Annotated in this window: 20 protein-coding genes and 1 pseudogene; all 21 read left to right on the top strand. The window is 33.8% G+C overall.

Annotated features, from left to right (window positions below; translation table 11 throughout):
* Nucleotides 1-17 precede the first annotated feature (17 nt).
* The 21 genes and pseudogenes from CLV95_RS02140 to CLV95_RS02040 all read left to right on the top strand — a co-directional run bounded on the left by CLV95_RS02140 (nt 18) and on the right by CLV95_RS02040 (nt 24,682).
* Nucleotides 18-1,055: a Gfo/Idh/MocA family protein gene (locus CLV95_RS02140; RefSeq protein ID WP_002733544.1), complete on the top strand. Its 1,038-nt coding sequence runs from the start codon at nt 18-20 to the stop codon at nt 1,053-1,055.
* Nucleotides 1,056-1,083: 28 nt separating this feature from the next.
* On the top strand, nt 1,084-1,815 hold the full coding sequence (locus tag CLV95_RS02135) for an SDR family NAD(P)-dependent oxidoreductase (protein ID WP_002733582.1): 732 nt from the start codon (nt 1,084-1,086) through the stop codon (nt 1,813-1,815).
* On the top strand, nt 1,808-2,881 hold the full coding sequence (locus CLV95_RS02130; protein ID WP_002733685.1) for an AroB-related putative sugar phosphate phospholyase (cyclizing): 1,074 nt from the start codon (nt 1,808-1,810) through the stop codon (nt 2,879-2,881). Before CLV95_RS02135 ends, CLV95_RS02130 begins: the two co-directional genes overlap by 8 nt.
* Nucleotides 2,882-2,891: 10 nt before the next feature.
* A complete protein-coding gene (locus CLV95_RS02125) occupies nt 2,892-3,884 on the top strand; it encodes a phosphoglycerate dehydrogenase (protein ID WP_002733651.1) in 993 nt (330 codons plus the stop codon).
* A 500-nt stretch (nt 3,885-4,384) separates the two neighbouring features.
* Complete coding sequence (rfbF, locus tag CLV95_RS02120; RefSeq protein WP_107694855.1) at nt 4,385-5,158, top strand: glucose-1-phosphate cytidylyltransferase; 774 nt, start codon at nt 4,385-4,387, stop codon at nt 5,156-5,158.
* Nucleotides 5,151-6,242, top strand: coding sequence for a CDP-glucose 4,6-dehydratase (gene rfbG / locus CLV95_RS02115; RefSeq protein ID WP_002733757.1), 1,092 nt, complete (start codon nt 5,151-5,153; stop codon nt 6,240-6,242). Before rfbF ends, rfbG begins: the two co-directional genes overlap by 8 nt.
* A 2-nt stretch (nt 6,243-6,244) precedes the next feature.
* Nucleotides 6,245-6,700, top strand: a complete 456-nt coding sequence (locus CLV95_RS02110) for a dTDP-4-dehydrorhamnose 3,5-epimerase family protein (protein ID WP_002733619.1) — start codon at nt 6,245-6,247, stop codon at nt 6,698-6,700.
* Nucleotides 6,697-7,650, top strand: coding sequence for an NAD-dependent epimerase/dehydratase family protein (locus tag CLV95_RS02105; protein WP_002733546.1), 954 nt, complete (start codon nt 6,697-6,699; stop codon nt 7,648-7,650). The genes CLV95_RS02110 and CLV95_RS02105 overlap by 4 nt, the downstream gene beginning before the upstream one ends.
* A gap of 8 nt (nt 7,651-7,658) precedes the next feature.
* Nucleotides 7,659-8,555 carry a glycosyltransferase family 2 protein gene (locus CLV95_RS02100; protein ID WP_002733661.1) on the top strand — a complete coding sequence of 299 codons (897 nt, stop codon included), beginning with the start codon at nt 7,659-7,661 and terminating at the stop codon, nt 8,553-8,555.
* A gap of 27 nt (nt 8,556-8,582) precedes the next feature.
* Entirely contained in the window at nt 8,583-9,416 is an 834-nt protein-coding gene (locus CLV95_RS02095; RefSeq protein ID WP_002733622.1) for a class I SAM-dependent methyltransferase, read from the top strand.
* 11 nt (nt 9,417-9,427) lie between these two features.
* Nucleotides 9,428-10,288, top strand: a complete 861-nt coding sequence (locus tag CLV95_RS02090; protein ID WP_002733584.1) for a polysaccharide deacetylase family protein — start codon at nt 9,428-9,430, stop codon at nt 10,286-10,288.
* Nucleotides 10,288-12,393, top strand: a complete 2,106-nt coding sequence (locus CLV95_RS02085) for a lipid II:glycine glycyltransferase FemX (protein WP_002733777.1) — start codon at nt 10,288-10,290, stop codon at nt 12,391-12,393. The genes CLV95_RS02090 and CLV95_RS02085 overlap by 1 nt, the downstream gene beginning before the upstream one ends.
* Nucleotides 12,390-14,396, top strand: a complete 2,007-nt coding sequence (locus tag CLV95_RS02080) for a DUF1420 family protein (RefSeq protein WP_002733575.1) — start codon at nt 12,390-12,392, stop codon at nt 14,394-14,396. Before CLV95_RS02085 ends, CLV95_RS02080 begins: the two co-directional genes overlap by 4 nt.
* 181 nt (nt 14,397-14,577) lie before the next feature.
* Nucleotides 14,578-15,860 (top strand): annotated as a pseudogene (locus tag CLV95_RS02075) (hypothetical protein).
* Nucleotides 15,861-15,966: 106 nt separating this feature from the next.
* A complete protein-coding gene (locus CLV95_RS02070) occupies nt 15,967-17,097 on the top strand; it encodes a glycosyltransferase family 4 protein (protein WP_002733553.1) in 1,131 nt (376 codons plus the stop codon).
* A gap of 25 nt (nt 17,098-17,122) precedes the next feature.
* Nucleotides 17,123-18,157 (top strand): polysaccharide biosynthesis protein, encoded by a 1,035-nt coding sequence (locus CLV95_RS02065; RefSeq protein ID WP_002733698.1) that lies wholly within the window; start codon nt 17,123-17,125, stop codon nt 18,155-18,157.
* Nucleotides 18,158-18,163: 6 nt separating this feature from the next.
* The gene (wbjC, locus tag CLV95_RS02060) at nt 18,164-19,270 is read left to right on the top strand and encodes a UDP-2-acetamido-2,6-beta-L-arabino-hexul-4-ose reductase (protein ID WP_002733572.1); all 1,107 of its coding nucleotides are present in this window, start codon (nt 18,164-18,166) and stop codon (nt 19,268-19,270) included.
* A complete protein-coding gene (wecB, locus tag CLV95_RS02055) occupies nt 19,267-20,397 on the top strand; it encodes a non-hydrolyzing UDP-N-acetylglucosamine 2-epimerase (protein ID WP_002721301.1) in 1,131 nt (376 codons plus the stop codon). The genes wbjC and wecB overlap by 4 nt, the downstream gene beginning before the upstream one ends.
* Nucleotides 20,398-20,406: 9 nt before the next feature.
* A complete protein-coding gene (locus CLV95_RS02050; RefSeq protein ID WP_002721297.1) occupies nt 20,407-21,594 on the top strand; it encodes a glycosyltransferase family 4 protein in 1,188 nt (395 codons plus the stop codon).
* Between the two features lie 3 nt (nt 21,595-21,597).
* Entirely contained in the window at nt 21,598-22,863 is a 1,266-nt protein-coding gene (locus CLV95_RS02045; RefSeq protein WP_002733636.1) for a sugar transferase, read from the top strand.
* Nucleotides 22,864-23,437: 574 nt separating this feature from the next.
* Nucleotides 23,438-24,682: a DUF1229 domain-containing protein gene (locus CLV95_RS02040; RefSeq protein ID WP_002733711.1), complete on the top strand. Its 1,245-nt coding sequence runs from the start codon at nt 23,438-23,440 to the stop codon at nt 24,680-24,682.
* Nucleotides 24,683-25,003: the final 321 nt, after the last annotated feature.

Raw genomic sequence — 25,003 nt, 5'->3', positions numbered from 1 at the left:
TAAACACAGAAAATTATATGCGAGAATTAAAAGTAGGAATTGCTGGTTACGGTGTAGTTGGAAAAAGAAGAAGGGATTGTATCGATCGCCATCCGTTTATGAGGGTCGTTGCAGTATGTGATAAGAACTTTAAAGATGAAGGAGAATTTCCCGATCAGATTCGTTACTATTCCGATTACGTTCGCTTACTTAAAGAAGAACTAGATGTACTTTTTGTCTGCTTAACAAATGATGTTGCTGCTAATGTTACTATTGCAGGTTTGAATCGAGGTTTGAATGTATTTTGTGAAAAGCCGCCGGGAAAAGATATGAGTGATATAGAGAGAGTGGCGTGTGTTATAGAAAAGAATTCAAATCTCAAACTCATGTACGGTTTCAACCATAGGTATCACGAGTCTGTTAAGGAATCCTTGCAAATTATTCATTCCGGAAAATTAGGAAGGATCATCAATTTACGCGGAGTTTACGGTAAGTCGAAACTCATTACGTTCAATCAACCCGATTGGAGGACAAAAAGGGAAATCGCTGGTGGCGGAGTGCTACTTGACCAAGGTATTCATATTGTAGATTTGATGAGATTGTTTGCGGGAGATTTTGTGGAAGTTCATAGTTTTGTATCAAACAATTTCTGGGGTTACGATGTAGAAGACAATGCGTATGCACTCATGAAAACCTCCAATGGGATTGTTGGAATGTTGCATTCATCTGCAACACAATGGCGACATCGTTTTCATCTGGATATAAATTTGGAGCGAGGAAGTATTATACTCGGAGGGATTTTATCTGGATCAAAAAGTTATGGGGCTGAAACGATGACGGTCGTTACGGCAGATCCAGATAAAGACAACGGAGACCCAATGGAGCAAACTACTCGTTATAATAAAGATCCTTCTTGGGACGAGGAAATTGCTTATTTTGCAGATGCAGTTTTGAACGATAAAAAAATTAAAAGCGGATCCTGCCAAGATGCTTACCAAACCATGAGATTAGTACATCGCATTTATTACGCAGATTCAAATTGGAGGAATGCTTATTCAATTCCTAATCCTGATTAAGATTAGTCTCGATTTCTTTTACAGATAAATGCAAATTTTATTTAAAAATAAAACGATTATAGTTACGGGAGGAACGAGGGGAATTGGAAAACAAATTGCCAGCGATTTTCTCGAATTGGGTGGGAATGTTATTGTTACGGGTACTTCTTCAGAGTTATCGGAAAATTTAAAGCATCCAAATTTAAATTATCAGTCGGTAGATTTTCAGAGTAAAGAATCTCTAAACGATTTTATAAAATATATAGAGAGCATAGAAAAAATCGAAGTTTGTGTGAATAATGCTGGCATCAATCGAATCAACTTCTTGGAGAATACTTTAGATAGAGATTGGGACGATATGCAAAGTGTCAATGTTAGAGCCCCGTTTTTTATAACCAGAGCAGTATCGAAGAGAATGAAAGAGAATAAATATGGAAGGATTGTGAATATTGCTTCGATCTTCGGTTCCGTGAGTAGAGAAAAACGAAGCATTTATACGATGACGAAATATGCGATTCGAGGCTTGACTGTGTCTGCATCAAATGAATTGGCAAAGTATAATATACTAATAAATACAGTTTCACCTGGTTTTGTTATTACAGACTTAACAAAAAGAAATCTAAGCGAATTAGAGATAAAACATTTAGAAGAGCAGATCCCAATGCGCAGGTTGGCTAAACCGGAAGAAATTGCAAAAGTAGTTTTGTTTTTGAGTAGTGACTACAATACGTATATAACGGGGCAAAATATAATAGTGGATGGAGGTTTTTTGAATGTCTAAAATAATTCGCATCAATTCCTCTTACAAAAATTATGAAGTTTTGTTTATTGATGATATTTATAAATTATTCAAGGATTTGATCAATGAGGGAAAATTTTTAGCTATAGATAGTAAAATTTACACAATCTATTTTAAAGGATATATCGATTCGACTTTAATTGATAAACAAGTATTTCTAATAGATGCCGAGGAACAAAATAAAAATATCGAATCTTCGCAACAGCTGATTCAAAGTTTAGTTGCCAATGGAGTAAAAAGAAGTAGTAAAATAATTGCGATTGGTGGTGGGATAACTCAGGATATAGTTTGTTTTACGGCTTCTATTTTATTTCGAGGAATTTCATGGATTTTTATACCAACCACCTTGTTGGCACAAGCCGACAGTTGTATTGGTGGAAAATCTTCTATTAATTTTCAAAATGTAAAAAATTTAATCGGAACTTTTTATCCGCCAGATAAGATTTATATTGATTTAATATTTTTAAATTCACTTACGGCAGATGATATTAAGTCTGGTATAGGTGAAATATATCATTATTACCTGTATAGTGCCTCCCATTTGATTCAGGATTTTCATTTGAAAAGAGATCAAATTTTTTCCAATCGAAGTTTGCTTCTTCCATTTATTTATGAAAGTCTTTCCATCAAAAAAGAAGTTATTGAAATTGATGAGTTTGATCGCGGTGAAAGACGTAAATTTAATTATGGTCATACATTCGGTCATGCGATAGAGGCCTTAACCAATTACCAAATTAATCATGGCCAGGCCGTGAGTATTGGTATGGATCTTGCCAATTTTTTATCTTATAGATTGGGAATACTTTCGAAAGAAAATTATCTATTGATGAAAACATTTCTGAAATTAAATTTTCCTAATTTCCAATTCTCTGATTTTCAAATTGATGCTTATTGTCAACTTTTACAAAAAGATAAGAAAAATGTAAATGCAAATTTAACCTGTATCCTGAGTAGGGGAGTCGGTAAATTAGAAGTTTATGAGATAGAATTGAACCCTGGGAATCTAAGTTTGATTTCGGAATATTTTTCTACTGAGTTTATGGGATAGGTGATTTTAAATGAATAATAAAATTTTTATATCTACCTATCCTTTTGGAATTTATGACCCAGAGCCTTTAAATTTATTAAACGCTACCGGATGGGAAATCATAACTAATCCGTTTAAGAGAAAGTTGAAGTCTGCTGAAGTGGCGGAAATTGCAAAAGATGTGAATGGTATTATTGCGGGAACTGAGGATCTTATTCCCTTAATTCAATCAAATCAAAAATTAAAATTTATTTCAAGAGTAGGAATCGGCTTGGATTCTGTGCCTTTATCCTTATGTAGAGAACGAGAAATTAGGGTATCATATACGCCGGATGCTGTGACTAAAGCTGTCGTTGAATTAACGGTTGGTCTTATGCTTTCTGTTACCCGATATATTTCAAACGCGGATCGAGAATTAAGAAAGGGGGAATGGTCTAGATTTACCGGTAAAAGATTGGGTGAAAGTGTAATTGGTCTGATTGGCTTAGGAAGAGTTGGTCTAAGTGTGTTAAAGATTCTTTCGGCGTTTGCTCCAAAAAAAATTCTAATTAATGATTTGATGGATAAGTCGAATGAAGTAAAAAATATATTGGAAGAATCTAAAGTTTCTTTTGCTTTTGTTGATAAAGAGCAAATTTATACTGCTTCTGATGTGATTTCTATTCATGTGCCATTGACCAAGTTAACAAAAAATCTAATATCTTCTGCAGAATTATCGAAATTTAAAAAAGATGCTTTTCTAATTAACACGGCAAGAGGCGGAATCGTAAATGAAGCTGCTTTATATGATGCGCTGAAGAATCAAAGAATTGCAGGTGCCGCGATTGATGTTTTTGAGGAAGAACCTTATAAAGGTAATTTATGCAAACTTGAAAATGTATTGTTAACTCAGCATATGGGTTCTTGCTCTTATGATTGTCGATTACTTATGGAAAAGGGGGCGGCTGAGGAGATCATTCGATTTTTTAAGGGAGAGCCTCTTTTAAATGAGGTTCCTGAGCAAGAATACTTAAATCAAAGCTAAACTTTATAAATTTATTTAATTCGATTTTGAATATTGAAAGTTTCTCCCGAAATCCTAAAATGAGTCGATTACAATGATCTGCGAGTTTATAATAAAAGGCGTGAAGTTTCTATAGACTGCGTTCCTTGGTGGCCGGTTAGTTTTTGAAGTATATTTTTGTTTTTTAATCGAAGTAGATTATGATTGTTGATTGAAAAGACTTTAGTGCCCGAAGTATACATTCATCTCATTTATGAGCATGTCTTTTTAGTGAGATTGCATATAGAGAAATTTATTGTTTGGAATATTATTTGAAATTTCATTTATAGATGTTAAAAATTTGAAGATCAGTTTTCTCCGAGTAAAATCTTTGTGTATTAAGCTCTAATGAATTATCAAAAGCTTATATATCTATAAAAAATTACACCTACAGTGATTTTTGGGTTTTCGTTCTTTCGGATATTATATTCCAAGATGATATACATTCATTAAACTTATGATTACAAGGTTGGCTGATTATAATGAAAACAGTAATACTTTGCGGTGGCTTGGGAACTCGTTTAAGTGAGGAGACTACGGTAAAACCGAAACCGATGGTTGAAATTGCTGGGAAACCGATTCTTTGGCATATCATGAAAATTTACGAACACTATGGGTTTGGGGATTTTGTGCTCGCACTTGGTTATAAAGGAGAAGCGATCAAAGATTATTTTTTGAATTATCATGCGAGGATGAGTGATCTTACCATAAGTTTAAAATCCGGAATTGTGGATTATTCTAATCCGACGGCGGAAGACTGGAAAGTTCAATTGATCGATACCGGGGCTTTAACAATGACCGGGGGACGGTTGTTACGATTGAAAAATCATTTGAAGGAAACCTTTATGGTAACATACGGAGATGGAGTATCGGACGTGGATATTCAAAAGCTTGTAAGTTTTCATAAGTCCCATGGAAAGCTCGCGACTGTAACGGCTGTCAGACCGCCAGTCCGATTTGGGGAGTTATCGATTTCCGGAGATCAAGTCATTCGATTTCAAGAAAAACCACAGGCGGAAGAAGGATGGATCAATGGAGGGTTTTTCGTTTTTGAACCTGAGATACTCAATTATATTGAAGATGAATCTATGATGTTGGAAAGAGCTCCTTTAGAAAAGCTTGCAAAGTTAGGCCAGCTGATGTCGTTTCGTCATCCCGGTTATTGGCAATGTATGGATACTCTGAGAGATAAGCAGACTTTAGAAGAGTTGTGGTTACAGAATAAGGCTCCTTGGAAATTGGGCAAAAATGTTTGAGAATATATATAAAAATAAGAAAATACTCGTAACTGGACATACAGGATTTAAAGGATCTTGGCTAGTCATTTGGCTGCATTCTTTGGGCGCAGAAGTGGCCGGATTTTCACTTGATGTCCCTACTTTGCCGAATCATTTTGAATTGCTTAGTTTAGATAAAAAGATCAAGGATTACCGAGGGGATGTTCGCGATCGAAGTAAGTTTTCCAATGTTATAGACGAGTTCAAACCCGAGATTATTTTTCACATGGCTGCACAGGCATTGGTAAGAAAGTCTTATCAGGACCCAGTCGGAACATTTGAAACCAATGTTATGGGTATGGTGAATTTATTGGATATCATCCGTACTAAATCGTTTGTGGAAGTTGTGGTTCTGATAACCAGTGACAAGGCATATAGAAACAACGAGTGGTGTTGGGGTTATCGTGAGACGGATGTTTTAGGCGGTCATGATCCTTATAGCAGCTCTAAAAGTTGTGCGGATCTAATAGCACAATCATATTATTATTCTTTTTTGAAGGATACGAAAACGAAAATTGCTATCACAAGAGCAGGTAACGTTATTGGAGGGGGCGATTGGGCTGCCGATAGGATCGTTCCGGATTGTATTCGTGCTTGGTCGAAAAATGAGTCCGTCTTCATTCGAAGTCCTTTGGCAACTCGTCCTTGGCAACACGTATTGGAGCCTTTGAGTGGTTATTTATTGTTGGGTGAAAAATTATATGTCGGTCAAGATGGGTTGGTCGGAGAGGCATTTAACTTCGGCCCAGATGCAAGTATTGATCAGACGGTTTCTGAATTATTAAATGCAATGATGAAAAGATGGCCCGGGGTTCGATGGGAAGTTCCAGAAGGCTATGAAGGTGGAGGTAAAGAAGCCAAACTTCTAAAACTTTCCTGTGACAAGGTGTTATTTCATTTGAAATGGAAATCGGTTCTGGACTTTTCCGAAACGGTGGACTTTACAGTTAACTGGTATAGAAACTGGGTGGAAAAAAAAGAAAACGTTTATGATTTCACTCTTTCGCAGATTCATCTTTATTGTCAGTTGGCTTCTAAAAAGAATTACGTTTGGACTCATTAAGAATGAATGAAGTGTTATTAGAAGGTATAGTAATCACCTCGCTGAAAGAAATATTCGATCCGAAAGGATCTGTCCTACATATGATTCGTGTCGATGATCCTGAATATAACGGCTTCGGCGAATGTTATTTTTCGGAAGTTAATCCCGGTTCGATAAAAGCATGGAAAATACATAAAAAACAAACGCAAAATTTTACGGTTCCGTCAGGAAAGATTAGGTTGATTCTTTTTGATCCTCGAGAAGATTCAAAGACGAAGGGTAAGGTTCAAGAAATCATTTTAGGAAGACCGGGAAATTATCAAAGAGTTACAATCCCTCCTCGAATTTGGTACGGTTTTACTTGTATTTCTGAAAAGAAAGCATTCGTTGCAAATATTACGGACATCCCACATGACCCGGCTGAGTCCGAGCGTTTACCGGAATATGATCCATTCATACCATTTACTTGGAGCCAATGACTCGAAAGAGAATATTAGTCACAGGCTCTTCTGGATTTTTAGGAGGAAGAATAGCGAAATATTTCGGAACGTTAAACGAATTCGAATTAATTTTGGGAACGACTAAAAATTTTCAGTTACCGAATTATATCCGATCCGGGAAAGTAATTTTAATCGATTGGAATTCACAAAACTCGTTGGAATCGGTTTGCGAAAACGTGGAGTATGTCATTCATTGTGCCGGGATAAACGCTCAAGATGCGGCAAAAGATCCACAAAAAGCTTTCGAATTTAACGGACATGTTACTGGGCGTTTGATGGACGCGGCTATTAAGAATGGTTCCTTTAAGTTCATCTATATTTCAACGGCTCATGTATATGGAAATCCTTTGATAGGAAATATTTCGGAAAATTCTCCTCTTACAAATCAACATCCTTATGCCATGAGTAATCTGGCGGGGGAGAGGGAAGTAAGTGATCGTAATGCCTTGGGTGGAATTTTCGGGATCAACATTCGATTATCCAACGCTTTTGGAGCTCCGGTAGATCCGAATGTTAATTGTTGGATGTTGCTCGTAAATGAACTTTGCAAACAGGCGGTTATAACACAAAAAATGGTGCTTCGAACTTCCGGAGTACAAAGAAGGGATTTTATTTCCATTCAAGATGTATGTTTAGCGGTTCATCATCTTTTGAGAATACAATCAGAACATAAAGATGATATTTATAATGTCGGCGGTGGAATGTCTTTGACTGTATGGGAAATGGCGAATTTAGTCCGGGAGCGTTGTAAACAAGTTCTCGATTTTTTGCCCGAATTAGAAAGAATTGAGCCCGAAAAGAACGAAGTTCCTGCGGACTTTAACTACGATACTACAAAACTTCTTTCAACTGGATTTCGTCATTCGGATACGTTTACATCTGAAATTGACGATCTGTTAATTTTTTGTAAGTTGCATTTCAAAGGTTAAATTTTTTTATGAATCCGCTCGTTTCAGTTGTTATTCCAACTTACAATCACGCTGATTTTTTGAAATTATCCTTGGCGTCAGTTGTAAATCAGACGTACCCAAATTGGGAGGCGATCATAATCGATAATCATTCGAACGATAATACGGATGAAGTTGTTTCTTCCTTTCGAGATTCGAGGATTCGCTTAATAAAAATAAAAAACAATGGTGTGATTTCCGTCTCTCGGAATATGGGTATCAGAGAAGCTAAGGGAGATTGGATTTCTTTTTTGGATTCGGACGATTTATGGTTTCCGAATAAATTGAAACGGGTGATTTTTGAAATCCAAAAGTTAGAAGGTGAAATTGATGTGCTTTGCAATGACGAACATATGGTTCAACTTAAAACAAAGAAGAAAATGATTTTAAATTACGGACCTTTTGAGGATGATTTTTACCGAAAAATGTTGTTTTATGGAAACAGACTTTCTACATCCGCGACTACTGTCAGAAAAAAATTTTTGAAAGAAAAAGAATTGCTGTTCAACGAAAATCCAGAATTTGTTACGGTTGAAGATTATGATCTTTGGCTTCGATTGGCCAAAGAGAAGGCTAGGTTTCTCTTTATTTCCGAAGTTTTAGGCGAATATACAATTCACGGTTTTAACCAATCGGCTTCTCTTGAAAGACATTTGAATCATCTTGAAAATTTAATTCAATACCATGTATTTCATCTTCAGGATTTTGAAAAAGACAAAGGTCGACTTTGGAAGAAGTTTCAGACAAAATTGGCGTTTGACAAGGCTCTTGTTTACTTTCGAGAAAAAAAGGTCGTGTTTGCAATCTTTCTAATGTTTCGAACTTTTTTTAGATCACCTTCGGTTTTTCTGTCTTTATTTGTCGCTAAATTGAATTACAAATTTTGAATTTTATATCTCCCATATGGTGGAAAAATGAAAAGTATATTAAAACTTCTGAATTTATCTAAAGACGGAATTTATTCTGCTGAAATTCCTTCTTCTGAGCAGGAAGTTGAATTGAAAATGAGAAGTGAGGTTGCTTCCAAGGAATATTCGGATTATTACGAAATTATTTCCAAAAATCATTCAATTCCGGTAATGGATCGGGAAGTAAAAAAATTTCTAAAAAAAGTAAAACACAACGGTATTATCTTGGATATTGGCGGTTGTTGGGGTTGGCATTGGAGAAATATTCCAAAAGAAAGACCCGATGTGAAAGTAGTAGTTATAGATTTTTTACGAGAAAATTTGAATCACGCGAAAATTTTTTTAGGGAATTCCATTGGAAAATATGTTTATCTCGTACACGCTGATGCAACATCATTACCGTTTCAAGATCAAATTTTTGATGGAGTTTGGACTGTCCAAACCTTTCAACATATTCCTGATTTTAAAAAAGCCTGCAGTGAAGCGTTTCGAGTGCTGAAAAGTGAAGGGACATTTATCAATTATTCTTTGAGTTCAACACCTATGAATCGTATTATCTACTTCTTACTTGGAAAAAAATTTCATCAGGAAGGAAAATTGGAAGGAAGTTTCTTTTTAAATAGAGCTAATGATACGCAGAAAAAAATTCTGACGGGTCTCTATGGTGAGCAAAACGTAACGGAAGGTTATTCTGAATGTTTTTTCCATCCTGATCTTAGGTTGACTTTCAGCGGTAGAAAAAATAATTTTTTTGGAATTTTGGATTATTACTATTCTAAAATTTATTGGTTCAACTTACTTTTAGCACGTCAGAAAAGTTTTACGGCTACTCGCAGATAATTTTTAATTGAATGTCTTTTTTTCACAATATTTTAGCAGCTTCTTATCTTCCTTTAAGAATGTTTAATGTGCTTGGGCGTTCTTTGAAAATTAAAGACGACTCTGAATTGAGAGTTTTGCTATATCACGATATTGCCGGACAAGAGCGTTCTCGCTTCCGTACTCAATTGGAGAAAATTTCTATAGATTGGAAATTTATTTCTCCTGAAGTTTTTGCAGAAATGGTTCGCGGAGAAAAAGAAATATTGGGTCGAAATCTTTTACTTACTTTCGACGATGGTTATCTTTCCAATAGAATTGTCGCGGAAGAAATTCTCGAACCTCTTGGTATAAAAGCCCTATTTTTTATCATTTCCGATTTTGTTGATATTCAAAAAAAACAAGAAATAAGGAAATTCATATCGAATAATATCTACCCGAGTTTCACTGTGGAACAAGTTCCAGATTTTTGGGCTCCTATGCGTTGGGAAGATTTGGAAGTATTATTGCACAAGGGGCATTCGATCGGAAGTCATACTAAAACACATGCAAGGCTTTCTGAAATCGCTTCGGTTGATCGACTTCAGGATGAAATACTGGCTTCGAAAAGAAAACTGGAAAATAAACTGGGAATATACATTAATCATTTTGCATATACTTTTGGCGATTTGGATAGCTTCAGTAAAGACGCTCTGAGAATGGCGAAAGAACATTACGAATTCATCCACACTGGTTTGAGAGGAGATAATAAAATTTCTCCTACATGGGCAATTCGCAGGGAATCGTTTTCACCTTCCGATACGGATCATTTGATAGGAGCGATTTTGGAAGGAGGAGCAGATATTCTTTATAAGAGTAAACTACGAACTTATGAGTTTTGGGGATCAACTTAATGCATTTGCTGGCCCCGCTGCCAAGTTGGAGGAGTCTATTTTCTATTTTATCTTTTAAGAATATAGATCAGAAATTCATCTCAGAAACATGGGCGACCTCTTCCGATATTTCATTATGGTTTTCAAAATCTGCTTGGTCTTTGTTGGCTATAGCCATTTGGAAGCGAATACATTTCGGTCAACAAAAAATTACCTTTTGGTTCCCTGACTATTTTTGTAATTCTTCTCTATTTTTACTTCGTTCATGGGGGGTAAAATTTGTATTTTATCCGATTCAAAGAAACCGAGAACCCGACTATAAGGCTTGTAAAGAATTATTAAAGAGTAATTCGATTGATGTTTTCGTATTAGTTCATTATTTTGGAAAACCAAGTGACTCGAATCGTGCATTTGAATTTTGCAAGGGAAAAAACGCAATTCTAGTTGAAGACGCCGCGCACGTTCTAAAGCCTATAAAAGGGGTCGGCGAAAAAGCGGACTTCGTATTATATAGTCCTCATAAACATCTTCCTATTTCCGACGGAGCTATTTTAATCGTTCGAAACTCTGGCCCTTCGAATGTCTGTTGGAATATACAAGATGAAGATAGAATCAATAGAATTTTAAAAAAACATTACGAACAGGTCGGTAATACAAAATTCCTTTCAACCAAATGGTTTTTAAAACGTTTGCTTCAGAAATTGGGATTTCGAAATCATAGGGATTTTAATGTGGAGTTCTTAAATGACTTATCTACGGAGATAGTGTCATACCCTTTCTTCTCTTTACCTGCGAAGAAAATGTTAAATGTATTGGTTCCACGATTGAATGGTATAGCAAGGCAAAAGATCCGAAATCAAAAAATTTGGGACGAAATTTTGTTAAATCGTTACAAGTTTTATACGGATAGAGGTTCAGAAAATTGGGTTCCTTATTTATCGGAATATTGTTTTGACGGGATTGATACAGCTAAGCCGATGTTTAAGGCCCTGTTAAAAGATGGGCTTCCAGTTTCAACATGGCCCGATCTTCCCCCTGAAATATGCGATAAACCGCAGAACCATTTGAATGCGGTTGAGTTGAGGAACTCAAGATTGTTCTTATCGATACATTCGAACTTATCAATTCGTGAAATGATCAAGGATCAAAAAGTTTCTCAAGATGTTAAAAAAGATTTTTTGAAATTAAACGTAAAATGGAATTCTATTACACGTGATGAATGGGAAGAATTATTCAAAAAATTAGAAAACTCTAATCTTTTGCAATCGTGGGTGTATGGGGAAAGTAAGGAAATTTGTGAAGGCTGGAAAGTTCATCGCGGCGTATTTACTTTCGAAAATCAGAAAGTTGCAATTGTTCAGATGTTGGAAAAATCCGTTTTAGGAATTTTTAAAGTTTATCGCATCAACAGAGGACCTCTTTTCTTGAGCGAAGTAGATTCGAACCTTAAAGAATTGGTGTTTAAAGAATTAGCAAAATTTGGAAATTTATTAAAAGGTTTTATATTATTTTTTAATCCCGAAGTCGCGTTAGACGGAAAGTTTTTAGTTTTAATGAAAAAAAACGGATTTTATGAGAGTAGTTCTTCTCCTTGGACCTCTGCTTTCATCGATCTTACAAAAGATTTAAATTTTCTAAGACAGAATTTGGATTCAAAATGGCGGAACATGCTTAATAGCTCCGAAAAAAATGACTTAATTTTAGAAGTTGGTTCGAACGATTTTTTGTTTCATTGGATGTTAGATAAATATGATGAATTGACTTTGAGTAAGAATTTCTCGGGAATTTCGAAGCATATGTTATTGCAAATAAAAAAAGACCAAAGTGGAAAAGGCACTTTCTTAATTTTGAGGGCGATATATCGAAATGAATTTGTTGCCGGTGTGTGTATTGCCGCTCATGGATCTTCGGCCACTTATCTCATAGGATGGAATGGGGAATTAGGTCGTAAATTAAGAGCAAATCATTTTTTATTATGGAATTCTGTTATTCAGTTAAAACAAATGGGATACCTTAATTTTGATTTAGGAGGAATCGATCAAGAAAAAACTCCCGGTATAGCGGAATTCAAATTGGGCATGAATGCAAACAACTACGAACTTTCGGGAGAGTTTTGGAAAGTATGAAGTTTGGTCTAGACGCAAATGTAGCTTATCCTCCACTATCTGTAGTATATTCTATTTTTTTAATATTTGGTTGTGATTTTTTAGGATTTTATATACTTAGGTTGTTCGAAAATAGCTTAGGTCAAATTAAAAATTCATGGATTCGATGGCAGGCCCCGCTAACTGGAGCGTTATTATTAAGTGTTGTATTTTATCCTTTAGCTTTGTTTGGCCTTACACCTCGATTTTTGATGAAATGTGTGGCTATTTTTTTGTCTGTACTCGGTTTTACTAATGTTTGCTTTTTTGTTAAAGAGGGTACTAAAAATTTAATTTCAATCAGTTATTATTCCAATATCTTCAAGAATATTCATTACCATCTTTCTATTGAAGAAATTGGAAATAATAAAAAGGGTGAGAAAAGCTTTTTTCTATTCAAAGTCATCGGTCTTATTAAAAATAAGTCGAATTCAATCAATAAAAATGATGTGCTCAACGTATTTATAATGTTATTAACGATTGGTTATGCATTTCTTGCTCTTTGTCCTGTTACGAATGCAGATTCCCTAGATTATCATATTGGCGTTGCCATTGAAATTTTAAATCAGGGAAAAATGCCAGTATTCTCCGGTTGGTTTCATGGAAGGTTGGCCGGAAATGGGGAAGTGCTAAATGCTCTTGGTTTAGCTATTGGAGCGGAGCAGTTTGGTTCTTTACTTCAGTTTTCAGGTCTTCTCGGGATTTATGGAATATTAGCATTTTATTCTTTTGTGGAGAAGGGTTCAGTAAATGATGATTCAGTATGGAGAAAAATTATTATAATCGCATTTCTTTCATCTCCGGTTTTGATTTTTTTAGTAAGTTCACCGAAACCTCAGTTACTTCAGATCGGAATGACTTCTTTTGCTGTAATATTATTTTTAGAAATTATTTCCAAAACAAAAGCTGATAAAAGTAAATTATTCATTTTTAATCTTATTTGCCTATTGACTATGTCTGTCACTCAGACAAAATTTTCATTCTTTCTGTCAGCGTTTTTGATCGGCTTTTTTTCTATCTTTTTATTGGGTTCTATCAGATTGTTTTTTTGTGGAACTCTTATTGCCATCTTTTCCTTCATTTTGATAATTTTTCCTTCCATATTTTGGAAAATCGAAAATTATAATAGCTCTATAATGGATGCGTTAGTTTCTCCTTTACCTGGTTCGTTACCGGGTGTGGATTTGTTTGAAGTTGCACTTCGTAGCTATAAAGACAGTACATTAAGTTTTCCGTTATCGTTGATTTTTCCCAATCAATTTGGGGTTATCACGACGGTTATCGGCGTGGGATTGCTTTTGGTGATATTTGTGAGACCGACAGCTCCGACGCTTTTATTGAATGTAATGATATTTCTTTTTGTTGTATTAGGAAGTTTAATAGGGCAAAAAGCTTCCAGATTTTTTTTGGAACCGTTTGTATGGATGTTGATTTCTTTGATCAGCTTCAATTCATTTAGAAAATGGAATATTGGATTTATGAAAAAGGTGGTCAACACAGGAATTCTTTTGCAAGCTTGTGCTACTTTGGCCATTATTTCTGTTGGAATTTATCAGTTGTTTCCTGGTATTTTTTCGGTTTCAATGAGAGAGAAAATTATGAGCCAATATGCGAACGGATATAGTTTAATGAAATGGGCAGATTTGGTTTTACCTAAAGATGCAGTCTTATTATCTCAACATAGGTCGATTTCACTTTCCCAGAGAAAAACTTTGTCTTTAGATTGGGCTAGTTTTGTGGATTTTAATTCTGCTGTTGCTAGTCCTTATTTAAAGCAAATAAAAGATGAAAATGTGACGCACATCCTAATGTTCGAAGATACGACTCAGAATATTCCTTTTTCAGGGTGTATAGGAAATACAATAGGAAAAACTAAAAGTAGCCAGGCGACTAGAAATCCGTTTAACCGAAACGATTTTTTTACAGCTATACTCGTTGAGTTTCAGTCCGGTAAGTTGCCAGAATGTGCAAATTCTATACTCTAAACCGTAAATCATTTTTTACAACGGAAATGGGTTCCTCTTTTGGTGGTTTGAAACGCTAAAGCAATGTTTTTAAAGATTCGAGTATTTAAAAGTTTACGAATTTTTGCCTAGCCACGATAAATCTTTTTAAAAGTATAAGAAGACTCTAATTATTTATCAATTAGAATTTGGAGAGTATTGGATGATTATCGGATTTGTTCTTTTTATAATAGCGCTTCTTTTGTTGTACATACTAAAGATAAATATTAAAGAATGGAAATTAATCATAGATCATAATTTTCTACTTATATCAGGATTTATCTATTATTGGTATCTTCCTTTAATTCCCTATGAAATAGGAGATAGAAAAAATGTAGTTTTGAGCATGGATGTGATTGAGTCTTATGAACTCGTAAACTTAGAAGCGAAAATTTTGTATCTAGTGACTTCCTTGCTTTTAATCCTTTCATTTGTATTAGGAGAAATCATTTTTAAAAAAAAATCTCATAAATGGGATTTTTTAAAAAGTAAATACGATTTTTCTAAAACACCAATTCATCTATTCTTTTACGGATTAGTAATATTTGGTATTATATCTCTAAAATATATGCTTCCGGTTTTGTTTAGAGGATATTCTGCGGTTCCGGAATGGCCTTTACAACGAGGTTGGTTTATATCCGTAAATGTTTCTTTGATCGTTTTGTTTTGTATCTATGCATCTAGTCGTGCTGATTTTTATGATATTTCCCGAAAACGAAAAGATATGATAAGTATTTTTTTAGTCAATACTTAATCGTTTCCTTATTGTTTGGATTTCTAATGTATTCCACCGGGAATCGGGGATATTTTACATTATCGATTATTTCTGTGATTTTGGTTTTGCAAAAAGTGCTGAAAGGTTTTCAACTTATATCTTCTGTTGTCGTTATAATTGGTTTATCGGTTTTGAATGCAATTTGGGGGCTGATTCGCGTTAAATATGACGTTACTTTTTTTAAAATTGCTCAAAACTTTTTGATGGAACCTGGATACGTGGGAATGACATTGATTTCTTTCTTAAACAAGAACGAACTTCATCTCATTGAATTTCCAATTCCTTTATTAAGTAATGTAATTGGAATGATTCCTTCCATTCTATTTCCAGAGAAATTTAAATACATCCAGGCTATAGCTGAAATGGGAAAACCAATCAGTGTATTTCAAGGAACGACTCATAACTACGTAGAATTAATGGTAAACTTTGGATTGATTGGTTCTATGATTTTTATGTTTTTATTATCTTTAACTTTGAATTTTCTAAAGAGAAACGAGAGTTTGTCCGGTATTTACATAGCGATTTGTTCTTTTCTTCCTTTCTTCTTTTTTAGAGATTTTCCGAATACACTTATTAAGTATATACTTGAATTTACTGTAATTCAAAGCGTTTTGCTCTATAATTCTGGTTTGATAATTCAAAAAATCAAAAATAGAATTATCTCTATCTAGGAGAAAGATTGATTTTGGTTCGAATTTAAATACATTACAATTATCTTACATACTTAATAATTTTGACTTTTTGATTTACTTTTATAAGACTGTTTAAATTTTCGCAATGATTTTAGGAATTGATGCTTCAAATATTTATAGTGGTGGGGGAGTGGCTCATCTAGTTGAACTTTTAAGAGCGGCTGATCCGACTCATTACGGTTTTGAAAAAGTGATAGTATGGGGCGGAGAAAAAATCTTAAACAAATTAGAAAATCGAAATTGGTTAAAAAAAAGTCATGAGCCTTTTTTGGATAAATCCCTTCTTTGGAGGATTTATTGGCAGAAATTTATACTCAGAAAAAAAGTAAAGGACTGTGATTTATTATTTATACCCGGTGGATATTATTTAGGAAATTTTAGACCTTTTGTTACCATCAATCAAAATCTTCTACCTTTTGAATGGAAAGAGATGAAACGTTATGGGCTATCTTGGCAGTTTATTCGAAATGTAATTCTTTATTTTTTACAATCTGCAACTTTTCGAAAAGCGGATGGTATCATTTTTTTAACAAGGTATGCAAAGGATTTAGTACAAAAGGTTATTAAGAAAATTTTACATAGAACTGCAATTATACCTCATGGCATTCATTCCAGGTTTTCAAAAGAAACAAAAAAGCAAAAGAAAATAAATGAGTACACGTTTTCGAAACCTCTAAAAATTTTATATGTCTCAACAGTTGATATGTATAAACATCAATGGAATGTCGCTGAAGCTATTTCTATCTTACATGACTTAAAATTTCCCGTTTCAATTGAATTTATAGGTTCTGCTTATGAGCCAAGTTTAAAACTATTGATCAATAAAATGAATCAATACGATCCCTTAGGAAAGTATATTTATTATACAGGTCAAATAGCACATGAAAAGCTTCAAAAAAAATATCATTCTGCTGACATTTTCGTTTTTGCTTCTTCTTGTGAAACTTTTGGACAAATCGTAACGGAAGCAATGGCAGCAGGTTTGCCAATTGCTTGTTCAAACATGTCTTCTATGAAAGAAATCTTGTTGGATAATGCTTTATATTTTAATCCTGAGGTTCCAGCCAGTATAGCCGATTCTTTAGTTAAATTGATAGAGTCGCCTAATCTAAGAACGAAATTAGCTCGAAATGCATACAAAAGAAGTAAAATTTATAACTGGAAAAAGACTGCAGATTCCACTTTCAAATTTTTTTATGATGTTTTAAATAGATAACGAACAAGTAGCGGAGTTGAATTGAATGTTTAAAAACAAATCTCTTTTAATAACCGGTGGAACGGGCTCTTTTGGAAAAGCAGTTTTAGATCGATTTTTAAATAGTGATATTAGAGAAATTAGAATTTTTAGCAGAGACGAAAAGAAACAAGATGATTTAAGAAAGAAACACAATAATTCTAAACTGAAATTTTTTATCGGAGACGTTAGGGACTTGGATTCAGTTCGAAGTGCTTTTCGAGGAGTTGAGTATGTATTTCATGCTGCTGCTCTAAAACAAGTTCCTTCTTGTGAATTTTTTCCTTTAGAAGCGGTCAAAACAAATGTATTGGGAACTGAAAACGTAATTGAAGCGGCTATTCAATGTAATGTCAAAAAAGTAGTTTGTTTGAGCACTGACAAAGCGGTTTACCCTATTAATGCAATGGGTATATCAAAAGCTATGATGGAAAAAGTTATGGTAGCTAAGTCTAGAAGTATCGAAAAATCAGATATGATAGTTTGTGGAACTCGTTACGGAAATGTGATGGCTTCTAGAGGATCTGTGATTCCTCTTTTTATAGAACAAGTTAAAAATGGAAAACCCATTACTATAACAGATCCGAATATGACACGGTTTATGATGTCTTTAGAAGATGCAGTGGAACTTGTATTGTACGCATTTCAAAATGGAAATAATGGAGATATTTTTGTACAAAAAGCTCCGGCGGCAACGATTGAGATTTTATCAAAAGCTTTATTAGAATTACTGAATAAATCTCGTCACCCTGTTGAGATTATAGGGACTCGTCACGGTGAAAAACTTTATGAGACTCTTCTCAGTCGTGAAGAAATGGCCAGTGTAGAGGATCTAAAAGATTACTATAGAATTCCGCCCGATCTAAGAGATCTAAATTATGGAAAGTTTATTGATCAGGGGGAAAAAAGGATTTCTACATTAGAAGATTATAATTCTCATAATACTAAAAGATTGAATTTAGAAGAAATGAAGGATATGTTATTGAAGCTGCAATTTATTAGAAATGTGATAGAAGGAAAGCCAGCAGAAATAATTGATTAACTTATTATGAATATTTTAATAACGGGTGCAAATGGTTTTATTGGAAAAAATCTAACTCTTCAGCTAAAGGAGAGAAAAGAATTTAAAATATTTTCTTATGTCAAGGAATCTGCTGAAAAAGAATTGTCCCAATTTATTTCTGAGGTAGATTTTATTTTTCATCTGGCCGGAGTAAATCGTCCTAAAGAAACCCTGGAATTTAAAAAAGTAAACACGGATTTAACCGAATCTATTTGCAGCTTATTAAAAGAAAAAAATAAAAAAACACCTATTCTTTTTTCGTCTTCGATTCAGGCGACACTGGACAACGAATATGGTAAAAGTAAATTAGAAGCGGAACGTATTCTGAATCGTTTGCAAACGGAAAATGGAAATCCTGTTTTTATTTTTCGTTTACCGAACGTCTTTGGGAAATGGTGTTTGCCTAATTACAATTCTGTAATCGCTACGTTCTGTTATAATATCGTCAGAGATTTACCTGTAAAAATTAACGATCCGGATACAAATATAGTTTTAGCTTATATCGATGATGTAGTAGATAAGTTTATTAGTGTTATAAAAAAGCCCTCCCAAAGCTTTGAACAGAATCTTATCACTTATAAAATAACTTTAGGCGAACTCTATGAAATATTACAATCTTTTAAACAAAGCCGTAAAGATTTAACAATTCCTAATGTAGGAACTGGTTTAATGCGCGCTTTATACGCTACGTTTACTAGTTATTTGGACACCGATTCTTTTTCATATTCCATTCCCCAGTATAAAGATCAAAGAGGCGTATTTGTAGAAATGCTTAAGACTCAAGACGCGGGACAATTTTCTTTTTTTACGGCTCACCCAGGTGTAACACGAGGGGAGCATTATCATCATAGTAAAATTGAGAAATTTCTTGTTATTACCGGAAAAGCAAAATTTCGTTTTAGGCATATTCTAACAAATGAATATTTTGAGACTTTTACGGAAGGAGATATTCCGCAGATTGTAGAATCTATACCGGGATGGACGCACGATATTACTAATGTCGGTCAGGAGAAAATGGTCGTAATGCTTTGGGCCAGTGAAATTTTCGATAAATCTAAACCTGACACATATTCCTGTAAAATTGATTTATGAAAAAATTAAAAGTTTCCACAATTATAGGCACAAGACCGGAAATCATTCGTCTATCTAGGGTCCTTGCGAAACTAGATCAATATTGTGATCATATCATGATTCATACCGGTCAAAATTATGACTATGAGCTTAATGAGATCTTTTTTAATGATTTGGAAATTAGAAAACCAGATCATTTTTTAAATGCCGCCGGTGCTTCGGGAGCGGCAACTATCGGGAACGTAATCATTAAAGTGGATGAGTTGCTTGCTCAAATTCAACCAGATGCTGTTTTGGTTTTAGGAGACACTAACAGTTGTATGGCGGTAATTCCCGCCAAAAGAAGAAAGATACCTATTTTTCACATGGAAGCTGGGAACCGCTGTTTCGACCAACGTGTTCCTGAGGAAATCAACAGACGAATCGTTGATCATACCGCCGATATTAATTTAACTTATAGTAGTATTGCTAGGGAATATCTTTTAAGAGAAGGTTTACCCTCCGATATGGTGATCAAGACCGGAAGTCCTATGTTTGAAGTTCTAAATTATTATTTGGAAGAAATTAAGAAATCAGATATTTTAGAGAAATTGAAAGTTTCAGAAGGAAAGTATTTTGTCGTAAGTGCGCATAGAGAAGAAAACATAGATTCGGATAAAAATTTTGCCAAATTGGTAGATGTTATCAATACAATAGCTGAAGTATTTAAATTTCCGGTCATTATTTCTACTCATCCTAGAACTCAAAAAAAAATCAATATGTCGAATACTTCCTTTAATCCGTTGGTTCAACTTTTAAAACCTTTAGGTTTTAAAGATTATAATAAACTACAGTTATCTGCCAAGGCGGTCCTTTCCGATAGCGGAACTATTACAGAAGAGTCTTCTATACTCAATTTCCCGGCTTTAAATATTCGAGAAGCGCATGAAAGGCCAGAAGGAATGGAAGAGGCTAGTGTAATGATGATTGGTTTGGAAAAAGAAAGAATATTACAAGCTCTCCAAATTTTAGAAAAACAGCCTAAAGGTGAAGGAAAACTTTTACGCAATGTTAGTGATTACATTATGCCGAACGTTTCTGAAAAAGTCGTTCGGATCATTCATAGTTATACAGATTACGTGAACCGAGTTATCTGGAAAAAGTATTAGGATATTATTTTGAAAATTTGTATCATCGTCGACGATTACCTTCCTAAAAGTACAAAAGTCGCTGCTAAGATGATGCATGAATTGGCGGTGAAATTAAAGGAGAAAGAAAACGAGATAACGATTATTACGCCTGGAGTCGATTTAAAGCAAAATTATAAAAAAGATACTTTAGACGGAGTTACTATTTTACAATTTTCATCGGGTAAAATTAAAAATGTTTCAAAGCTGAAACGTCTTATCAACGAATTCATACTTTCCAGAAGGGCTTGGAAATATCTAAAAAAATATTTTATCCAAAACCATCATGATCTAATCATTTACTACTCTCCTTCTATTTTTTGGGGAAGTCTAGTTTTTCGCTTAAAAAATCTATGGAAAGCTCCTTCTTACCTGATTTTAAGAGATTTCTTTCCCCAATGGATTATTGACAATGGAATGATCCGTGAAAAGTCTTTGATCGCATGTTTTTTTAAATATTATGAAAAACTAAATTATAGAGCAGCAGATCAAATAGGGATACAATCTCTTGCAAATATAGAATGGTTTTCTAAGAAGTTTCCTGAATTTAAAAATATTGAACTTCTATATAATTGGGCTACCGATTCTCCCGTTTTAAATAAGAACAACTTTTATCGCAAAAAGTTAAATTTAGAAGGAAAGACTGTTTTTTTCTATGGTGGAAATATAGGTAAAGCTCAAGATATGATGAATATAGTCCGTTTGGCTGAAAAAATGAAAACCTACACGGATGTTGTATTCTTGTTAGTTGGAGCAGGGGACGAAGTTGAATTAGTTAAAACGTCAATACAAGATTTACAATTGAATAATATGATTCTCTTGGATCCTGTGTCTCAAGAGGAGTTTAAACTCATGTTAGCCGAGTTTGATATTGGGCTTTTTACTTTACACTTTGATCATAAGACGCATAATTTTCCAGGTAAAATTTTAGGATATATGGTTCAGGAAAAGCCGATTCTAGGTGCCGTAAATCCTGGGAATGATCTTAAGAATATATTAGAGGATTCTCAATCTGGTTTGGTCGCAATTGCAGGTGATGTTGAAAAATTTTATAAAAATGCACTTGTATTGTTAGATGATAAGATTAGAAAACAAATGGGTAGAAATGCAAATTTACTTCTTAAGAGTAAATTTTCTGTTGATAATGCTGTGGAGACAGTTTTAAAAATTCTTTCCTAATTTATGTACGTTCGAAGGCATTCTAGAATTCATGAACAAGTACTTTTAAGTACACTTTTTCAATTAACCGCTGGTAGTTTATTCGTTTCTTGTATTACTATAGTTCCATTATGGGGATTCGACTTCTGGAATCGTATAGATAAAAATAGCTTCAATTCGGCGATGGGTGTTTTAATCGCTTTTAATATTACCTTTATTTCCTTGAGAAGATTATTAAAATATCCCGGAGCTCAATCCTCTGCTTACATTTTACCAACGACTGCAATCGTATTCGGGATTCTAGTTGCATTCAATTTAATGAATCGAGCTGAATATAGTATTCAGGTAATTCTGTTCGGTTTTATTACTACATTAACTTGGTGTTATATAGGATATTTTATAGGACATCGGTACCGTTTGCAAAGATTTGCATTAGTTCCATTTGGAGAAGCTTTGGAGTTTAGGGAAACCCATGGAACTCAGTTTGTTTTTTTGCAAAAACCTGATTTGGGAAAAGAAAGATTTGATGCAGTAGTGGCGGATCTACGTGCAAAAAATTTGACTCCTGAATGGGAAAAGTTTTTAGCAAGATGTACTTTATCCAGAATACCTGTTTATCATACTAAACAAATTATAGAATCATTAACCGGAAGGGTGAAAATTGCTTATCTTTCTGAAAACGAATTCGGTTCTTTATTACCTTCTAAATTTTATGAAACAGTAAAACGTTTTATAGATTTTATAGCTGCCTTGTTCGTTTTTCCAATTTTTTTTCCTTTTATGCTTTTAATAGCGATACTTATCCGTTTGGAAAGTAAAGGAAAGGTTATATTTTCTCAGAAAAGAATGGGGTATCGAGGAAGGATATTTACTCTTTATAAATTTAGAACGATGTATGTTGAAAAAAAAGGAAAAGGATTTACTCAAGGGGAAAATGATCTAAGAATTACTAAAATCGGGAAAGTATTGCGAAAATATCGACTTGATGAAACATTACAGATTTTTAATGTCCTAAAGGGAGATATGAGTTTTATAGGACCTAGGCCCGAGTCCATGGAACTTTCAGAATGGTATGAAAAAGATGTTCCTTTTTTTGCTTATCGACATGTTGTTAGACCTGGTATATCCGGTTGGGCGCAGGTAGAACAGGGTTACGCCGCTGAAGTGGACGGAATGAACGTGAAGTTAGAGTACGACTTTTATTATATAAAGAATTTTTCATTTTGGTTAGATATGTTGATTGCGTTTAAAACCGTTAAGACGATTCTGACAGGTTTTGGGGCTAGGTAGAAAAATTGGAAACTTACTTTAAATTTTCATTATGAAAACTTGAGTATTTTTCATAAAAACTTATAAAATAAATAAAAGGCAATGTGAATAAGACCTAATGTTTTTTTGTCCGACAATGGTGGTAGGTAAGATACGATTTCCATATATGAATAGGTTATTCAAGACTTCTCATTCATTCTTATGTAAAGGAGTCGGAAATTGTCCTAAAATCCTAGAGTTGTGGGACTCCTAGACAGCAATGGTTAAAGTCGTTTTCAGATCTTTCTTGATATATCTGAACGAACTAACTTTGTTTTCATTTTATAGGCTTATACGTAAAGTGCAAATGGGCTTTGAAACAAACTTTTGGAAGTTTTGTTACAAAGAGTATTCTAACTTTTTAAACAGGCACATAGTGCTATTTTCATGTGTCCTCGTCGTGAGCAAAAATAAAGTGCTTTTAAAAGTGTTTTATCTGTTTTTAAGAACTCAATGTATAATATCAAAAATAAGGGCCATTTTAGTAAAACTTATAGTGAGTTTTCTTTAAAATAGGTTTTAATAATTCTAAATTGGAAAAATTCTTACTAGATCTATGATGACTTGTTCTTTATTGAAAGATACCTTTCTAATAGCAGATTATATACTTAAATTTCGAATTTTTTCTCTTCCTATTGTTTGTTGGATTTGTTCAATCTTAATAGGATTGGGAACTGTAAATGGACGTCTTTCCTTGTTTACCTTAGGATTGTCTTTTTTAATCAGTATTTTATTGTTAAAGAATATAAAGTGGAATATCTCTTCAATTTTCTCATTATTGCTGATTGTTTCTTTTTTATTGACTTACTTCTTTTTCTATAAAACCCCAAACATGCCTCAGCATTTAGATGGCAAATTGAATCCTGTTCTTTATGTATTTAAAGCATTTCCTGTCTTGTTTTCATTTTTCATTATTTTTGCGCTTCCGAGTTCAAAGCAGAAAAGGCTTTTTTTTGTGGGAATTGCTTTGGGTATGTTATTATTTGCAATAATCAATTCCGCTGCGACCGTAGTTTACTTGGAATCACCTTATTACGGAAAGGCGTTTCACTTCTTTTATAAAATTAAATATAACTCACCGGGAATTACTATTTTGGCCAGTATGCTTCCTATTGTCCTTTTTTGTTTTAACGGTTATCTTTTGAAAATAAATAAAAAATTAAAATCGGAGAATGTATTTTTTATTGTCGTTTTTTTGATTAGCCTTTCTATTTCATTTTTATTTAGTGCGAGAACCTTTTTTTTTCTGATCATTGCAAATATAATTGTATTGGTTTTAATTCGATTGTGGAAAATTTATTCGATTCCCGATAAAAGCGTATATTATAAATTTTTCATTGGACTTTTAATTCTGTTCATTTCTGGTTCTTTTATTTATTTTTTCTTAAAAGAAACATACATCGGTCAGAGAATTATGAACGGGATTTATTCCGAGAAGTTGAATCATCATATCGATTACTGGAACACTGTTAAAAAAGGTTTTTTTGTATATCCTAAAATTACGATCGGGTCTGAATATACATTTTGGTATCATAATGTCTTTTTCGATTCCCATAAAACTTCTGGTCCCATCACTGCTTTAATATTATATATTTATTCATTTTTTATTTTTATAATCGCATTTAAAAATTCTTTACAGAGAAGTAATAAATCGTTCCGATATTTTCATTTCTATATTTGTTTTATTCCCTATTTAATAACAACAATTCCTTGGGAATCCTCCGAACACCAAATGATGGCATTGTTTACAGGTTTGGGAGCACTAATCACTACAGTAGATGATAAAGCTTCTAAAATTTAAAAATCTGTTTCAAAAACCATAAAATAAGAATTAGGTATAGGATTAAGAAGAAAAAGACGCCTCGGAAGCAGCAAAAACGTATGCTTTTTTGAGGTAAATCCCGAGAATATACAGTGCGGCTTTATTTTAGAGGTTATCTTAAAAATACTTTATCTTTGTTTAAAATGTCGATTTCGAACATTATAGGATATTTTCAGTATAGCCCCTGATTTCTCTTCGAGTTTTAGGAAATGTGATAATTAAATTCAAAATTTTGAATTTACTAAAATTAAATATACATTGCTTTTTTAGAAATATTTGGTGCCGAATTGGCGTTCAATA

The sequence above is a fragment of the Leptospira borgpetersenii serovar Javanica genome (assembly GCF_003046425.1).
Lineage (GTDB): Bacteria > Spirochaetota > Leptospiria > Leptospirales > Leptospiraceae > Leptospira > Leptospira borgpetersenii.
This window is presented reverse-complemented; position numbering and strand designations above follow the sequence as displayed.

Bases quoted from the DNA above. Each gene is read 5' to 3' on its own strand.
- CLV95_RS02080 (WP_002733575.1), top strand. From the start codon at position 12,390: ATGAAGTTTGGTCTAGACGCAAATGTAGCTTATCCTCCACTATCTGTA.
- CLV95_RS02045 (WP_002733636.1), top strand. From the start codon at position 21,598: ATGTACGTTCGAAGGCATTCTAGAATTCATGAACAAGTACTTTTAAGT.
- CLV95_RS02130 (WP_002733685.1), top strand. From the start codon at position 1,808: ATGTCTAAAATAATTCGCATCAATTCCTCTTACAAAAATTATGAAGTT.
- rfbF (WP_107694855.1), top strand. From the start codon at position 4,385: ATGAAAACAGTAATACTTTGCGGTGGCTTGGGAACTCGTTTAAGTGAG.
- CLV95_RS02100 (WP_002733661.1), top strand. From the start codon at position 7,659: ATGAATCCGCTCGTTTCAGTTGTTATTCCAACTTACAATCACGCTGAT.
- CLV95_RS02090 (WP_002733584.1), top strand. From the start codon at position 9,428: ATGTCTTTTTTTCACAATATTTTAGCAGCTTCTTATCTTCCTTTAAGA.
- CLV95_RS02135 (WP_002733582.1), top strand. From the start codon at position 1,084: ATGCAAATTTTATTTAAAAATAAAACGATTATAGTTACGGGAGGAACG.
- CLV95_RS02125 (WP_002733651.1), top strand. From the start codon at position 2,892: ATGAATAATAAAATTTTTATATCTACCTATCCTTTTGGAATTTATGAC.
- CLV95_RS02110 (WP_002733619.1), top strand. From the start codon at position 6,245: ATGAATGAAGTGTTATTAGAAGGTATAGTAATCACCTCGCTGAAAGAA.
- CLV95_RS02065 (WP_002733698.1), top strand. From the start codon at position 17,123: ATGTTTAAAAACAAATCTCTTTTAATAACCGGTGGAACGGGCTCTTTT.
- CLV95_RS02085 (WP_002733777.1), top strand. From the start codon at position 10,288: ATGCATTTGCTGGCCCCGCTGCCAAGTTGGAGGAGTCTATTTTCTATT.
- wecB (WP_002721301.1), top strand. From the start codon at position 19,267: ATGAAAAAATTAAAAGTTTCCACAATTATAGGCACAAGACCGGAAATC.
- wbjC (WP_002733572.1), top strand. From the start codon at position 18,164: ATGAATATTTTAATAACGGGTGCAAATGGTTTTATTGGAAAAAATCTA.
- CLV95_RS02140 (WP_002733544.1), top strand. From the start codon at position 18: ATGCGAGAATTAAAAGTAGGAATTGCTGGTTACGGTGTAGTTGGAAAA.
- rfbG (WP_002733757.1), top strand. From the start codon at position 5,151: ATGTTTGAGAATATATATAAAAATAAGAAAATACTCGTAACTGGACAT.
- CLV95_RS02095 (WP_002733622.1), top strand. From the start codon at position 8,583: ATGAAAAGTATATTAAAACTTCTGAATTTATCTAAAGACGGAATTTAT.
- CLV95_RS02105 (WP_002733546.1), top strand. From the start codon at position 6,697: ATGACTCGAAAGAGAATATTAGTCACAGGCTCTTCTGGATTTTTAGGA.
- CLV95_RS02040 (WP_002733711.1), top strand. From the start codon at position 23,438: ATGATGACTTGTTCTTTATTGAAAGATACCTTTCTAATAGCAGATTAT.
- CLV95_RS02070 (WP_002733553.1), top strand. From the start codon at position 15,967: ATGATTTTAGGAATTGATGCTTCAAATATTTATAGTGGTGGGGGAGTG.